Source organism: uncultured Rummeliibacillus sp. (assembly GCF_934216135.1).
Classification (GTDB): Bacteria; Bacillota; Bacilli; order Bacillales_A; family Planococcaceae; genus Rummeliibacillus.
In genome coordinates this window covers 1-14,509 of sequence record NZ_CAKQBI010000019.1, presented here as the reverse complement: position 1 = coordinate 14,509, position 14,509 = coordinate 1, and the positions used below count along the sequence as shown (strand labels likewise).

Annotated in this window: 17 protein-coding genes and 1 other annotated feature; of the genes, 3 read left to right on the top strand and 14 right to left on the bottom strand. The window is 33.9% G+C overall.

Features of this window, described 5'->3' with window-relative positions; genetic code table 11:
* The first annotated feature begins 68 nt into the window (after nucleotides 1–68).
* Entirely contained in the window at nucleotides 69–467 is a 399-nt protein-coding gene (locus tag Q0977_RS12210) for a hypothetical protein (protein WP_119415011.1), read from the top strand.
* Between the two features lie 441 nt (nucleotides 468–908).
* Here Q0977_RS12210 and Q0977_RS12205 read toward each other — a convergent pair whose 3' ends face one another.
* Together Q0977_RS12205 and Q0977_RS12200 are read right to left on the bottom strand one after the other, a co-directional pair.
* A complete protein-coding gene (locus tag Q0977_RS12205) occupies nucleotides 909–1,139 on the bottom strand; it encodes a DUF3923 family protein (protein WP_299514293.1) in 231 nt (76 codons plus the stop codon).
* A gap of 42 nt (nucleotides 1,140–1,181) precedes the next feature.
* On the bottom strand, nucleotides 1,182–1,778 hold the full coding sequence (locus Q0977_RS12200; RefSeq protein WP_299514291.1) for a DUF3267 domain-containing protein: 597 nt from the start codon (nucleotides 1,776–1,778) through the stop codon (nucleotides 1,182–1,184).
* Nucleotides 1,779–2,155: 377 nt separating this feature from the next.
* On the opposite strand from Q0977_RS12200, the gene Q0977_RS12195 reads away from it, so the two are divergent.
* The gene (locus tag Q0977_RS12195) at nucleotides 2,156–2,746 is read left to right on the top strand and encodes a hypothetical protein (RefSeq protein ID WP_299514288.1); all 591 of its coding nucleotides are present in this window, start codon (nucleotides 2,156–2,158) and stop codon (nucleotides 2,744–2,746) included.
* 121 nt (nucleotides 2,747–2,867) lie between these two features.
* Complete coding sequence (locus Q0977_RS12190) at nucleotides 2,868–4,163, top strand: aminotransferase class I/II-fold pyridoxal phosphate-dependent enzyme (protein WP_299514285.1); 1,296 nt, start codon at nucleotides 2,868–2,870, stop codon at nucleotides 4,161–4,163.
* 31 nt (nucleotides 4,164–4,194) lie between these two features.
* Here Q0977_RS12190 and Q0977_RS12185 read toward each other — a convergent pair whose 3' ends face one another.
* From Q0977_RS12185 to Q0977_RS12130, 12 genes are all read right to left on the bottom strand, one after another.
* The gene (locus tag Q0977_RS12185) at nucleotides 4,195–4,902 is read right to left on the bottom strand and encodes a hypothetical protein (protein WP_299514282.1); all 708 of its coding nucleotides are present in this window, start codon (nucleotides 4,900–4,902) and stop codon (nucleotides 4,195–4,197) included.
* A 119-nt stretch (nucleotides 4,903–5,021) separates the two neighbouring features.
* The gene (locus tag Q0977_RS12180; protein WP_299514279.1) at nucleotides 5,022–5,543 is read right to left on the bottom strand and encodes a hypothetical protein; all 522 of its coding nucleotides are present in this window, start codon (nucleotides 5,541–5,543) and stop codon (nucleotides 5,022–5,024) included.
* Nucleotides 5,544–6,120: 577 nt separating this feature from the next.
* Entirely contained in the window at nucleotides 6,121–7,488 is a 1,368-nt protein-coding gene (locus Q0977_RS12175) for an amino acid permease (protein ID WP_299514276.1), read from the bottom strand.
* Between the two features lie 89 nt (nucleotides 7,489–7,577).
* Nucleotides 7,578–7,832 (bottom strand) — a binding site (T-box leader).
* A gap of 195 nt (nucleotides 7,833–8,027) precedes the next feature.
* On the bottom strand, nucleotides 8,028–9,086 hold the full coding sequence (locus Q0977_RS12170; RefSeq protein ID WP_119415020.1) for an LLM class flavin-dependent oxidoreductase: 1,059 nt from the start codon (nucleotides 9,084–9,086) through the stop codon (nucleotides 8,028–8,030).
* A gap of 5 nt (nucleotides 9,087–9,091) precedes the next feature.
* Nucleotides 9,092–10,039 carry a ring-cleaving dioxygenase gene (locus tag Q0977_RS12165; protein WP_119415021.1) on the bottom strand — a complete coding sequence of 316 codons (948 nt, stop codon included), beginning with the start codon at nucleotides 10,037–10,039 and terminating at the stop codon, nucleotides 9,092–9,094.
* Nucleotides 10,040–10,083: 44 nt separating this feature from the next.
* Nucleotides 10,084–10,527: a MarR family winged helix-turn-helix transcriptional regulator gene (locus Q0977_RS12160; protein WP_119415022.1), complete on the bottom strand. Its 444-nt coding sequence runs from the start codon at nucleotides 10,525–10,527 to the stop codon at nucleotides 10,084–10,086.
* A 162-nt stretch (nucleotides 10,528–10,689) separates the two neighbouring features.
* Complete coding sequence (locus Q0977_RS12155) at nucleotides 10,690–10,908, bottom strand: hypothetical protein (protein ID WP_299514271.1); 219 nt, start codon at nucleotides 10,906–10,908, stop codon at nucleotides 10,690–10,692.
* A gap of 158 nt (nucleotides 10,909–11,066) precedes the next feature.
* Nucleotides 11,067–11,375, bottom strand: a complete 309-nt coding sequence (locus Q0977_RS12150) for a hypothetical protein (RefSeq protein ID WP_299514268.1) — start codon at nucleotides 11,373–11,375, stop codon at nucleotides 11,067–11,069.
* Nucleotides 11,376–11,807, bottom strand: coding sequence for a hypothetical protein (locus Q0977_RS12145; protein ID WP_299514265.1), 432 nt, complete (start codon nucleotides 11,805–11,807; stop codon nucleotides 11,376–11,378).
* A gap of 253 nt (nucleotides 11,808–12,060) precedes the next feature.
* Complete coding sequence (locus Q0977_RS12140) at nucleotides 12,061–12,606, bottom strand: hypothetical protein (RefSeq protein ID WP_299514262.1); 546 nt, start codon at nucleotides 12,604–12,606, stop codon at nucleotides 12,061–12,063.
* Nucleotides 12,607–12,636: 30 nt separating this feature from the next.
* Nucleotides 12,637–13,740: an RHS repeat domain-containing protein gene (locus tag Q0977_RS12135; RefSeq protein ID WP_299514259.1), complete on the bottom strand. Its 1,104-nt coding sequence runs from the start codon at nucleotides 13,738–13,740 to the stop codon at nucleotides 12,637–12,639.
* Between the two features lie 324 nt (nucleotides 13,741–14,064).
* On the bottom strand, nucleotides 14,065–14,509 hold a 445-nt coding region (locus Q0977_RS12130; RefSeq protein WP_299514256.1), incomplete at its 5' end, for an RHS repeat domain-containing protein.

Sequence of the window (14,509 nt, the reverse complement as noted above, 5' to 3'; positions counted from 1 at the left end):
GGAATTTTTATTTTAAAAGGAAATTGTTCTATTTATGTTGAAATATAATTTAACATGGAGGTGTTGATTTGAAAAAGGTTTTGTACGTGGGGATGTTACTCGGAGTGATCCTTTTAACAGGATGTAGTTTCAAACAAGAACAGGTGAAAGATGACATAAAGAAAGAGAAAAATACTGAACACATCGTAGAAGTTGAAACTTTGCCCGATTCCTTTAAGAAAGAGGTTGAACCAGTAGCCCCTTTAAAATTAACCAAAGAGCAAAAGAAAGAATATTATAAACAGTACGAAGAAATTGTGCTAAAAGTAAATTCAAAGTATGACGAGGATATGGAACTTGTACCATTTAATGATTTTAAACAAGATGAATGGGTAGCTCCAGAGGAATTTGAAAACATTGTAACAGATATGGCGACTATGGAATTCACCTCTGAAAATTATGGTGGCGACTCTGTTGAGGATGAATAAAGTTTAATTGTTAATGCAAAAAACTCAGAATAATACTGAGTTTTTTTATTTGCTGTTTATATAGTACATTTTAGGATTCAATCCATGTGTTTCAAGGTTTAATCCACGCATTTTGGGATTCTATCCACGTACTTCAGGGTTTAATCCACGCACTTTGGCATTCAATCCACGCAGTTTTGAATTGAATCCACGTTCCGGACATTTTAAGTCACCGTTTTAGCGAATCGACGTAGCCTAAATTACTCCTTTTATCCGCGGCATGTTTTACCAGATTTAATGTAGATACTACTCGCGTTCAATGATCTTTTTAATCCACGCAGGTTGGGATTCAATCCACGTATTTCGGCATTCAATCCACGCACTTGAGACTTCAATCCACGCAGTTTTGAATTGAATCCACGTTCCGGACAATTTAAGTCACCATTTCAAATAGTTTCTGATTTAATTCTCCCTACCCTTTTTCAAATTAACAATCATCCATACCATTTGAAAAAGGAATGGTATTATAAACGCACTCAATAATACTATGAATGCCACAAGTTTGAGTTCAAATGTTTGGGTTACACCCGCTCCATCAACAGTTCGTATCCACACCACAGCTGATCCAACTGCAAATAGAATTATCCAAATAATATTAGCGATCCACCCATTCCCCTTTATAAGAATTGTCATAAGCTATATTATTTTTAATATTTCATACTTGTTAATAACGAATCATCTATTTCTCCAATAAGTGTAAGGTCCATTACTTTTTAAAACGGCATTTTTGGGTACTTGTTTGATTACAAGAATAAGATTGAGTAGATCTACCGATGATCCTAACGCGTTTAGTATGATTAAAAATTTTAATGTAGTAGTTAATAGTCCGAATACGCTTAAAACTAACGGTAAGATTAGCGAAATGATCACGAAAGGAGCAATTGTAATGATGATATATCTTGATTTCGAAATTTCTTCTTCTGTAAATACAAATCCCCCAAACACCGTTAATCCTGCATATGTTCTTTCTGATTTGATAAAATTCGGTATGAAGATTAAGTGAATCAATTCATGCATCACTAACAGTAAAACTAACCAAAGAATATCAATAAAATTAATTGTAAATGCATATCCATTCGACTTTATCCCAAATTCGCTTAATGAAATACTTGAAACGCTGTTTAATATAAAAATAGAGATAATTGCTGCAATAATCATTAACGGAATAGATAACAATATTGCACTTGCTACATTTTTAGGCTCTTTCATTGGAATCCAGTTATCTTCTATTAAATTCAAATGTAGCTTAGGATTACTCTTTGGTAATTTCATAATGAGCTTCATCCAATCTACCCTCTCTATTAAAATTCCATATTAATACAATATTAACATTTTACTATGCATGAGTATACCACTTTTCTGTTATCTCCCCTTCTGCGCAAATACTGTTCAGATTTAGTAGAAATAAACATCCTTCATAAAGAAGTAATCCGCTCCATTTTGGAAATAAAGCATCCCTATTTAGAAATAAAAATGCTTCCGGAAATAAAGAGGCCTCAAATAGAAATAAAATGCTCCACTTTGGAAATAAAAGCCTCCGAAATAAAAATAAATGTGCTACTTTTGGAAATAAAATACTCTGTTTTAGAAACAAAATACCTTAAGATAGAAATAGATTCATGTGATAATTTTAGAAAGGTGGAAATTTATTGGTATTAAATAGTAGTTTTCTCAAAAGTCAATTTATCTTTTTTTCTATCATAGTTGGAATAATAGTTGCTATTTTTTCTGTAATTTCGGATAATATCCCCTATTCAGTAGATGATGTGTCAATATTAAAATCTATCATTTATTATTTAGCTAGCGTCATCAATTCTTTACCCATGTGGTTTATCATAGCCATGTTTGTTGGATATCGTTATGCATCGAATCTTAAAAGTGCAATGTTTTTTGGGATGAGCTACTCGCTGTGGACTATCCTACTCTATCTTCTAATTGCAAAACTTTATGAAGATACGCCAGAAAACATATCTGTCACTATGTTCCAACAACTTTTAAGTTATTTGACCTGGTTGGGAGCTTCTGCAGTTGGCGGTTTATTTGGCGGTGCAATGGGTTTTCTACTCAAAAAATCATTTTATCCTTTACTTATTTTACTGGCAGGACTCGTTTTACAATTATTTGTGAATGGAAAAGAAAATTGGAATGATCTAATTGGCATTTTACAAAATGCTACGTTTTGCATCATGATAGCAGGCATTATAATCTTTTTAAAAAGATCATTATACCGAGCTAAGTAATTAAATATCAAATACTAAGTGATTATTTAAAAATCCTCCAATAATTGTTATCAAATCAATTCATTTTTGAGATGAATCATGTATAATTATACGTAGTATATCGAAATGAGGCGAAGACAACATGCATAGTTTAGCAAAAGAATTAAACGAAACTATACAAAAAGAAAATCCTTACGTTTATGAAATGCTTTCTGGATTAGCTAAAGAATTGTATTTCCCAAAAGAAGGAATTTTAAGTCAATCAGCAGAAGCTGGTAAAAAGGCAACAAAATATAATGCAACAATTGGTACTGCATTAGAAAATGGCAAACCTATGCATTTAAAAGTGATTCAAGATACTTTATCTGCATATGATCCAAAAGATCTTTACCTATATGCTCCACCAGCTGGTAAACCACAATTACGTAAAGAATGGCGTAAAAAAATGCTTGCCGAAAGTCCATCACTAGAAGGTAAAACATTTAGTACACCAATTGTTACGAATGCGTTAACTCATGGTTTAAGTATCGCTGCTGATTTGTTTGCAGATGAAGGGGATGCATTAATCCTTCCTGATAAAAACTGGGAAAATTATGATATGGTATTTGATATTCGTCGTCATGCACAAACTGTCACTTATCCACTTTACAATGAAGAAAATAAATTCAACGCAGAAGCTCTTTATGAAGCGATTCTTAGTCAAAAAGACAAAGGCAAAGCGATTGTTTTGTTAAACTTCCCGAACAACCCTACTGGTTACACACCAGGTGCTGAAGAAGGCGCTGCAATTGTAAAAGCGATCACAGATGCTGCTGATGCTGGGATCAATGTTGTTGCGATTACAGATGATGCGTACTACTCATTATTCTTTGAAGATTCGTTACATGAATCATTATTTGGCGCTCTAAGCAACGCACATGAACGTGTACTTGCTGTCAAAATTGATGGTGCGACAAAAGAAGAATATATTTGGGGATTCCGTGTTGGCTTCATCACTTATGGTAGTACAAGCGAAGCGCTTCTAGCAGCTTTAGAAGAAAAAACAAAAGGAATCATTCGTGCTACAATCTCAAGTGGTCCACACCCATCACAAACTTTCGTATTACATGCACTTCAAAGTCCTGAATTTAAAGAACAAAAACTAGAAAAATTCAACATCATGAAAGGTCGCGCAAACAAAGTAAAAGAAGTTCTTGATAGCGGCAAATTTGATGATGCTTGGGATTACTACCCATTCAATTCAGGTTACTTTATGTGCTTAAAACTAAAAACAGTTGACGCAGACAAACTACGTCTTCACCTTTTAGACGAATACGGCGTTGGTACAATTGCTTTAAGTGGTACTGATTTACGTGTAGCTTTCTCTTGTATCGAAGAAGAAGGCATCGAAGAACTATTCGAACTAATCTATAAAGGCGTTAAAGATATAGAAGCATAATGGCTCATAGTAAAAAGCTGGTTAGCAAATGCTAATCAGCTTTTTTCTTTGTAATGTCCCAACGAACATAGAAACTTCCTGAAACATCATCTCCAGTTACGACAGCTCGATAAATGCCCGACTTCTTAACTTTGAACTTAAATTGATCTTTAGCGATTCTTTGCATGCCCACATAACGATTATTTTCATCTTTTATACGGAAGCCATGTCCCCCACCGTTTTCGGCATGAAATTGTTGCGTGATTTTTATCGTTTCACCTTTCTTTGCCTCAATCGGAATTTCGTATTTCCCGTTAAAATATGTAAACGATGCGGCATATGAATTTTCATGTTGAATACTTTCCCAATTCTTTTTAACCGTATAATCTTTAGACATGATGATGCATAAACCAATAGGAATAAGGAATGCAAATATGTATGTAAAAATCTTTGAGTAGTTTACAATAACTGTTCCTAGGAAAAAGATGAGTGCACAAACCGCTCCGACAATACCTGCCAAATTAGCATAAGCTAAATCCACATTAAATAGTTTCCCAGAAATTATATTCAATATAAATCCTAAGATAAGAAAAATGCCAAATCTAGCAATACTATACAATCCCATCTTTGTTTTTACTTTTTTTAATGCATATTTCTTGATCAACCAATCAATCAATACGGAAGCCAAAATTCCATAGCCATAAGCAAAAAACCACAGCATTTTATTTGAAATCCCTTCAACAGTTTGATACATTTTCATATCTGAACCAAAGAATGCAAATAGGAAAAAGAAAAAGATTAAAAAGCCCGCCGCTGCTAATTTGCTGATAATATAAGAAGAAATTTGTTTGCTTTTGATAATTCTAGGACAACTCCTTTTTATTGTGTAGTAACATCCTTTAATCTTTTAAAATAAGTATATAAAATAAACAAGCGATCAAATATATATCTAGTTCTGGTTATGATTTTTTCAAAGGTTGCTTCAGCAATTGTTTGGTCCGAACTATTTAGTATATACATTGTTCGTTCACCAAAATCTTTCTTTATTTTAAATGGTTCATTATTAATATAAATTTCATACCTTGGATGTGTATTAATCTTTGTTTTATCTAGTAATTTTAAAGTGCCGTAGTGTTTTGTTTTTACGTTCCAATTTTGTCGTGTGAATTTCACATAATCTTTTCGTTCAACTTTTTCTATTGCCTCAGCTATTACATTTTTTGATAGGTCTAATACTCTTATATTTAAGAACATACCTGAAAAAATATAGTCTAAAATATGACTGACTTTTCCTGTATAAAATCTTTGCATATACCCGATTGTTTCATTATTCTCATTTAGGATAGGAAAATCTTTTGTAGATCTTTTCAAAGCAGGACTTACAAACTGAATTTGAGACATAAATCTAAAATCCTCCGTTTTTAATTTGCAAATAATAACAAAATCCACGTATAATAAAGGAAAAAGTAACATACAGTTGAAAAAAGACCGCCGATGTTTAGTATCAAGCGGTCAAATGATAGTCGGTTCCCTAAAGGGGATTGGCTGTAAAGGATCAGATAACCCAACCCGCAGAGCGCTCAACTCAAGGATGGGTTATTTTTTATGATTAAATGACAGAATTGTAATGATTAACGTTGCAAATGCAATCGCAAACATTAATGATTCAAAAACTGTCAAGGCATCACCCCCTCTCGGTCCCACAATTTGTGGGTAATGTAGACGATGTCGTAACAAACGATGTCTGCAAACCATTGACGGAGTGAGCCAACCACCCTTGAGTACCAACTATCAAATCTATTATAACAAGTATCCTCTCTAAATTCATTTAATTTCCATATATAGAAAAACTAGATTGAACCACTTTTAAATCTATACCTTGGATAATTAGTCTACTTAAAGTAAACTTCACTTTCTTTATCAACTTTTCCAAAGAAAAAGACACTTTCCTTACTACAGGAAAGCGCCTTTTAATAGATTAACGATTATTATTTCTTTTTTTGATATTAAATCCTATATAGAGAATCAAAAACCATATAGGTGCTACAATCAATGCTATTCGCATGTCCTTTATAAAACCCATTAAGACAATGACAAAGGCTAAAAATGCTAATGCTAAATAGCTTGAAACTGGATATAATGGCATTTTAAATGCGAGTTTCCCTATTTCTGCTTTTGACTTTGATTTTCTGAACTTTAAATGTGTAAGCAGAATAATTGTCCAGCTAGTAATAACTGCAACTGTGGCAACAGCTGAAATATACATAAATACTTTTTCAGGGACAATATAATTCAAAAATACTGCGACTAATAAAAATAAAGAAGAAAACAGAATTCCACGTCTTGGACTGCCATTCTTACTGAGCTTTCCAAAAAATTTAGGACCGTTATTTTGCAATGATAAATTGTAAAGCATTCTTCCAGATGCAAATAACCCGCTATTAAAAGCTGATAACGCTGCTGTAATAACAACGAAGTTAATCAAATTCGCAGCGCCAGGAATTCCAACTTTGTCAAAAATCAATACAAAAGGACTACCATTCGTGCCTATCTTATCCCAAGGATATAAAATCATCATAATTCCTAATGCACCGATATAAAAAATTAATATCCTCCAGATGACATTGTTGATGGCTTTAGGAATTGAGCGTTGAGGATTTTTTGCTTCCCCTGCGGTAATCCCAACTAGTTCTACTCCGCCAAATGAAAACATCACAAGAACAAATGACATGATCATACCGTTGATACCATTCGGTAGTAATCCCCCATGAGACCAAAGATTATCAATTCCGATTGGCTGTCCGCCGTTCCCGATTCCAAAAAAGATAATTCCTAACCCAAAGAGAATCATTCCGATAATGGCTACAACTTTAATCAGTGCAAACCAGAATTCAAACTCTCCATATGCTTTTACATTAGCAAGGTTGACCATTGTAAAGACGATCAGTACTACAAGTGCTACCAACCAATTTGGAGTATCCGGGAACCAGTAGTTCACATAAACACCTACTACCGATATTTCCGCCATACCAACAACAACCCACATAAACCAATAAGTCCAACCAGTTAAATAACCAGCAAAGGTCCCTAAATAGCGATTTGCATATGAACTAAAAGAGCCTGAAACTGGTTCATCCACAGCCATTTCCCCAAGTGCTCTCATAATAGTGAAAATAACTAAACCTCCAACTAAATATGAGAGTAAAATAGATGGTCCTCCCATTTGAATAGTTGCACTTGAACCATAAAACAATCCAACTCCAATAGAACCTCCGAGAGCAATTAACTGGATATGTCTATTGTCTAATCCCCGTTGAAGTTTCTTTTTTTGATGTTCTTTACTCAACATGATTCCTCCTCCTTAAAATTATTTCTAATATCGCAAGTTCTTTAAGAAACAAATTAAAAAATAAAAAAACGCCCTTTTGGATTAACCAAAAGGACGATTCAACTCGTGTTACCACCTTTAATTCATAAGCAACTCAAATTGCTTATCTCTGTAAGTACGGTCAAATGATGACGATACTTTAGCACATGATTACGGGTGCTAAGCCGGTGTAGCCTACTAAGACTCTCTTTTCAGTACACTGCTCCAAGATGAATTCACAATCTTTCAGCATGCACCTCTCATTTGCCGGTAACTCCCTGTTTGCTTACGTGATTGCTACTATTTCTTATCATAGCCTTTGTTCTTATACTTTTATCTTAAAAAGTTTTTGTTTTGCAAATATTAATTATCTTTATTTTATTCCTTTATTTAATTTTGTCAATATAATTTTTCTGCAACTATCATTTTAATATAATTTTCTTTATATATAGATGTATTTTTCTAATTTCATAATATTTATTTTTAAATCGTCGGTAGGCCTTGAATTATTTATTATTCTATTTTACTTTCGTATACTTCTTCACAGCTGGCATGATTTCTGTAGCGATTAGTTCGATATTTTTCATGATTTTATCAAATGGTACGCCCCCAAAATCGATTTGTGCCATGAAACGTTGATGGCCATATAATTCATATTGATAGAGCATTTTTTCAATAATTTGTTGTGGGCTTCCGACCATCAATGCTTGCGTGCGGTCTGGTCCTTCTTCTACTTGCCATTTTGGATAGCCAGCACCACGGATATAATACATACCTGCATTTAGATGTGGGTGCATAGCATCTACTGCATCTTGCGAATTTTCAGCCGTATAGAATAATGATGCTGTTGCAATTGGCAACTCAGATGGATCAAATCCACTTCGTGCAGCAGCTTCTCGATATGCGTCAACGGAAACTTTAAATGATTGTGCTGGACCGCCTAATGTTGTTAACATCATTGGAATACCGGCGTAACCTGCTTTTATCGCACTTTGTGGAGGTCCTCCTACTGCTCTCCAAATTGGTAAAGAACCAGTTTTTGGTTGAGGCAGAATTTCTGCATTTTTTAATGATGGACGGAATTTACCTTCCCACGTAATATGATGATCTTTGTTTAATTGTATTAATAGATTTAGTTTTTCTTCAAATAATTCTTCATAGTCATTTAAATCATATCCAAGCAAGTCATATGCTCCAACACGTGAGCCGCGGCCTGCAACAATTTCGGCTCGACCATGTGAGATTAAATCGATTGTTGAAAAGTCTTCATAAGTGCGAACTGGGTCTGCTACACTGATGACAGATGCTGAGCTTGAAATTTTAATGTTTTTTGTTGCTTGAGCAATCGCCCCTAAGATGACCGTATGTCCTTGTGATGTAAAATATTTTTGATGGCTTTCCCCTACTGCAAAGACATCGATACCTGCTTCGTCAGCTAATTTGCTAGCCTCGATGATTTCTTGAATACGTTGCTCTGCACTAATACGTTCTCCATTTAGAGGATTCATGACGTGATCTCCTAATGAATATAAACCAAATTCCATTCCTTTCGATGGATCGATACGATATTGTTCCATTCTACTCACTCCTTTTCATCAAGCGGTTCTAGTTTCGCTTCAATCATTTCACGTTCATCTTCTAAAAATGGTGGTAAATCTAGTTTTTGTCCTAACTCTTCGACTGTTGAATCTGCAGTAAATCCAGGACCATCCGTCGCTAGTTCAAATAAGATACCGTTTTTGTCACGAACATATAAGCTTTTAAAGTAAAAGCGGTCAATTACCCCAGAAGTTTGTAGACCATAATCGCTCAACTTCTCGTTCCACATTTCAAGTTCCGCTTGGTCTTCAACTCGAAGTGCTAAATGATGAATACTTCCTCGTCCATGTCTTTCCCTTGGTGCATCGAGTTCTTTTACTACAATCTCACTTGTTCGTTCCCCTTTAATTAATTGAAGTCGTACAAATGTGTCTTCTTTTTCAATGACTGTAAAGCCAAATACATCTTTTAATAAATTCACAGTTTGGTTTAAATAGCGAACGGTCATTTCGATTGTACCTAAAGCAAAAATTTGGTGCTCTGCTGGTACTGCTGAAGATGTGACTGGTTGCCATGTTTCCGGAATTCTAGCTCCATTATTATTTAATAGAACCAATCGTAAATCTTCATGGTCTTCAAAGAACAATGCATCTTGACCCATATAAGTGGTAATGTCACTATGTTTTACCTCTAGTTCTTCAAAGCGTACTTTCCAATATTGTAGGCTTTCATAACTTGGTACCAACAACCCGATTTGCGTGATTGCATTCGTACCTCGCATTGTTCGGCCAGCCACAGGCATTTCAAAAAATGTAAGATCAAGTCCAGGACTTCCGATTTCATCGCCATAAAATAAGTGATACATGGATGGTTCATCTTGATTGACCGTTTTTTTCACACGTCGTAGCCCTAGAATATTTTGATAAAAGTGATTATTCTTTTTGCCGTTTTTCGTTAGCATTGAAATATGGTGATGTCCTTTCATGTCCATCTCTCCCTCTTCAATTGATTAGTCAATTGATAGTGCAAAAAAATTTACTTCGATTGTAAATTTTTTTCATGTGTGTGCTTTTGTAACTTTGTAGTTAGTTGATATAGTGTTTTTAATTCTTCTTCTGTTAATACTTCGTTGAAAAAGGAGGACTGAAATTCGACTTGTTCGGGTGTTGCGACATTTAATATGTCCTCGCCCTTTTTAGTCAATGAAATCTTTTTAATCTTCCATTCCTGTTTGCGCTCTATCAAGCCATCCTTCTCTAGTCGAGCTAACATACGAGAAATTCCACCTTGCGTAACGGTTACCTTTTCAGCAAGTTCTGATTGTGTAATCGGCTGATAAGTTTGAATTTGAATCAATACATCAAACTGTGCTGCTGTTAAATCATATCGTTTTAAAAACTCATTCGATAAATGATTACTCTCGGTCACAAAACGCGTCATTCGCAACCAAGTAAGGGATTCAAGTGTATTCTTTTTCATTTTATTGTCCTCCTTTCTCTTTTGTTAATGTCACTTTACTACTCAAGTGATAAAATGTCAACAGCAAACTTTAACGGTTTCAGTTATATAAATATGTACAAGCGAAATCATACCCTCACAACAACTGCTTAGGACAATTATTGATATCTTTTATTTCTGATTTTAAAAATCCGGATATAGTTCGACTTTACCAAGTTGAGAAATGGGGATCCATTTGTAGATTAATCTTTCACCTTCTATTCCATAAAACGGCTTTGCATTCACTTCGTAATCATAATTGGTCGTATGTTTACCACTTTTATAATAGTAATGCCATATGCCATTAGGATATTGCTTCTTTGATTTTTTTCCATACTTCTTATAATACGCAACCTTAGGCAACCTATGGAAATCTATAGAAAATACACGTCCTTTTCCTTTTTTCTATAACTCTTACCACTGCTCCAACTTCCGACTCTACTCTATATCTAGAACCCCATTTTTTTAAGTATTTGGAAAGCTTTTTCACCAAATATCGTCGTACTTTATTTGTAACACCTTTACCATACTTTTTCATTAATGGTTAATTGGTTATTGCCATCAATAGTTTCTTCTAAAATATTACCACCATTCGTATAGTTATAACCAATTTCAAATGGTTGTTGTGCCTTGGTTGTATATGTCAAGGAAGCTAGTAAGTTGGCGTCATTGAATTGTGCGGCTTGTTTTAATAAATCAGTATTGAGTGTTAAGGTATTTTGGTTTTCTACGAATTCTATAAATAGAGAAGACCCCCAACATGTAAAAATATTGGGGATCCTACGACTTAAATTAGAACGTATTATCAGAATTGTTTTGGTGACTGGCACTTAATCTAATACATCTCCACGTTGATTCGTAATGAATTGATATGCTTTTGTTTCGAAATCACCTGTATCATTCTTCGCTTTGATAATCATACCAAGTGGTGTGTAGCCATTCCACTCATAATAACGGTATTGTGTGATTTCACCATTTTTCTTTAGAACTTCCATATCTAATACTTCGTTATTATAGAAGTATTCATGCGTTGTATCTCCAACTGTTTTGGTTAAACGCAAACCATTTTCGTCATATGTGTATGAGGCTACTACATCGCCTTTTAGTGTTTGAACACTTGTTAGTCGCTGAGCTTCGTTATATGTGTATTTAAAGTGTTCATTTTGTAGGAGGTTACCGTCTGCATCATATTGGTAAGCTGTATCATTTTTCTTTTCAATTTGATTGGCATCGTTATAACTAAACGTGAATATTTTGGACAATTCATATGAACGATATTAAGTAACTTTATTTCAGTTCCTACTATCTAAGAAAATCCCCCAATCTATACAATAAAGATTGAGGGTTCTATGATTTAAACTATAGACTGTTGGTAAAATTGTTCCGTCAGCGCATGGCTCCTAGATGCTAATTTCGCATTACTGCTGTAGCTAAGCAGTAAAACAGCTTAAAACGCATTAATATACTCTCCATATAATTCAGTTCAAATTGAAATCCACGTTTAATTATTTCAATTTATATGCTACATCTTAATAATTCATCTAGTCTGCTTTTATTATTTAAATTGGTATTATTAGTATAAATTCTTATCCCTACATCCGATAGTAAATAAATTGTTGCTTTTGGATCTAACTCAAAACTATTTTGAAGTTTAGAATTATCCCCCATATTGTACAAAATAATTTTATAAAGATCTATCTGCTTACAATCACAAATTAGCCCGTAACATCCATTTGTTATACTGAAGAGGATATAAGGCATCAATAGCTTTAAATCCCGATTGCTTTCCACTTTAAAAACTTTCAAATCTCCATTCTCTATCTCTTTAATACTAATTATATTAGATGATATCAAGCCTTCAAACTCTTCATAAAAACCCACGTTATCATTAATTACAATAAAGAACGGGAAATTTAAAGTTTTTAGTAAAAATGTATAAGTTAAACCATTGTTTGAATCATCTCTAAAAAAATATGCTATATCTATTGCAGAATTAAAAATTCTATCCAGTACATCATCCTTTTCAATGGATTCATTAACTTCAAAATCAAATTTACGCATATTTACCCTTCCTTCGTATAATAGTGAGAACTATTTTATTATCCTATACCCTTTTGTTCTTAAATACCATGGTTGATAGTGTGATTTACCGATGTGAAAATGCCATTTTGTCAGTTGTGCTTTGTTACCTGTTTTTAGATTTCTAAACAATGCTGGTCCTTTTTCAATTGTAAATATTCTCCCTGGATTCAAACCTCGATATTTTTTCTTTAAGATAATATCAACTATTTTATATTTTCCTTTACCTTCATTTTTAAAAAATACAACTTTATAATATTTATTATTTAATACTTTTCCTATTTTTTTCTTAACATATTTAATAATCTTTTTTTGGGATTGGTGGGATTTATACAATCTCAAAACATAAAAACCTATAGAATAAAATATTGATTTCAAAATTTTAGGGAAGCCCTGTTTTCCATTCGGATCAACATTCATCACCGGATTATTATTCGCATACGTATACCCATTCTGCGACAATGGTTCATCGTCATCTCCAGGATGTGGATCAAGTGCTTGAAACGCACCGTTCTCTGGATTATAGTATCGAGCTTGTAAATAGTAATTACTTGTTTCCTCATCATAATAGTAACCTGCATAGCGAATAGGGTTGTCTTTTGCGACATCGCCTTTTACAAATAAAACATTTCCGTAAGCATCATAACTATATGAACCAACTTCTTTATCTTCGCCGTCACGAATACTTAATACATCTCCACGATGGTTCGTTATGAATTGATAAGCCTCTGTTTCAAAGTTCCCTGCATCATTCTTCGCTTTCACAATCATACCAAGTGGTGTGTAGTCATTCCATTCGTAATAACGGTATTGTGTGACTTCACCATTTTTCTTTACGACTTCCATGTCTAATACTTCACTGTTATAGAAGTATTCATACGTTGTATCACCAACTGTTTTGGTTAAACGCAAACCATTTTCGTCATATGTGTAAGAGGCTACTGCATCGCCTTTTAATGTTTGAACACTTGTTAGACGCTGAGCTTCGTTATATGTGTATTTAAAGTGCTCATCTTGTAGAAGATTACCATCTGCATCATACTGATAAGCTGTATCATTTTTCTTTACAATTTGATTGGCAGCGTTATAAGAGAACGTGAAGTCTTTTCCATTCACATGTGCCGCTTTTCGATTTCCAACTTCATCGTATTGATACGAATTGACATCGCCATTTGAAAACGTTTCTTTTGTTAGTTGGTTATTGCCATCGTATTCATAGAATGGTTTCTTTTAAAATATTACCACCATTCGTATAGTCATAGGAGATTTCAAAATTGAATTGTGCGGCTTGTTTTAATAAATCACTATTGAGTGTTAAGGTATTTTGGTTTTCTACGAATTCTATAAATAGAGAAGACCCCCAACACGTAAAAATATTGGGGATCCTACGACTTAAATTAGAGCCTATTATCAGAATTGTTTTGGTGACTGGCACTTAATCTAAGTCTTTAACTTTTTCTTTAATAACGCTACTGCATAATTACCAATTGAAGATTTTTTTACAGAAAGTATAAAGTTTATGACATTTACCGCTACTTGTTTTGCCGTAGGTTTTTTCATCCCCGCTTTCTTTAGCCCAGAAAATGTGGCTTCAATTATCTTATCTTTAGTCGTCTTTTTCTTTAGTAAATTTTTTAATTTATACCAAGCTTTACTTGACATTGCTTTAACTACAGGCCTAAGCTGGGGAATTGCTGCGACAACTCCATTAATAAGCAATGCTAAATCTCGAGTACGCATACTAGCTAAACCATTGGGATCTACATCCATAACCGGATTATTATTCCTATAAGAATACCCATTTTGTGACAATGGCTCTTCTCCATCCCCTGGATGTGGGTCTAAAGCTAAAAATGCTCCATTTTCTGGATTATAGTATCGAGCT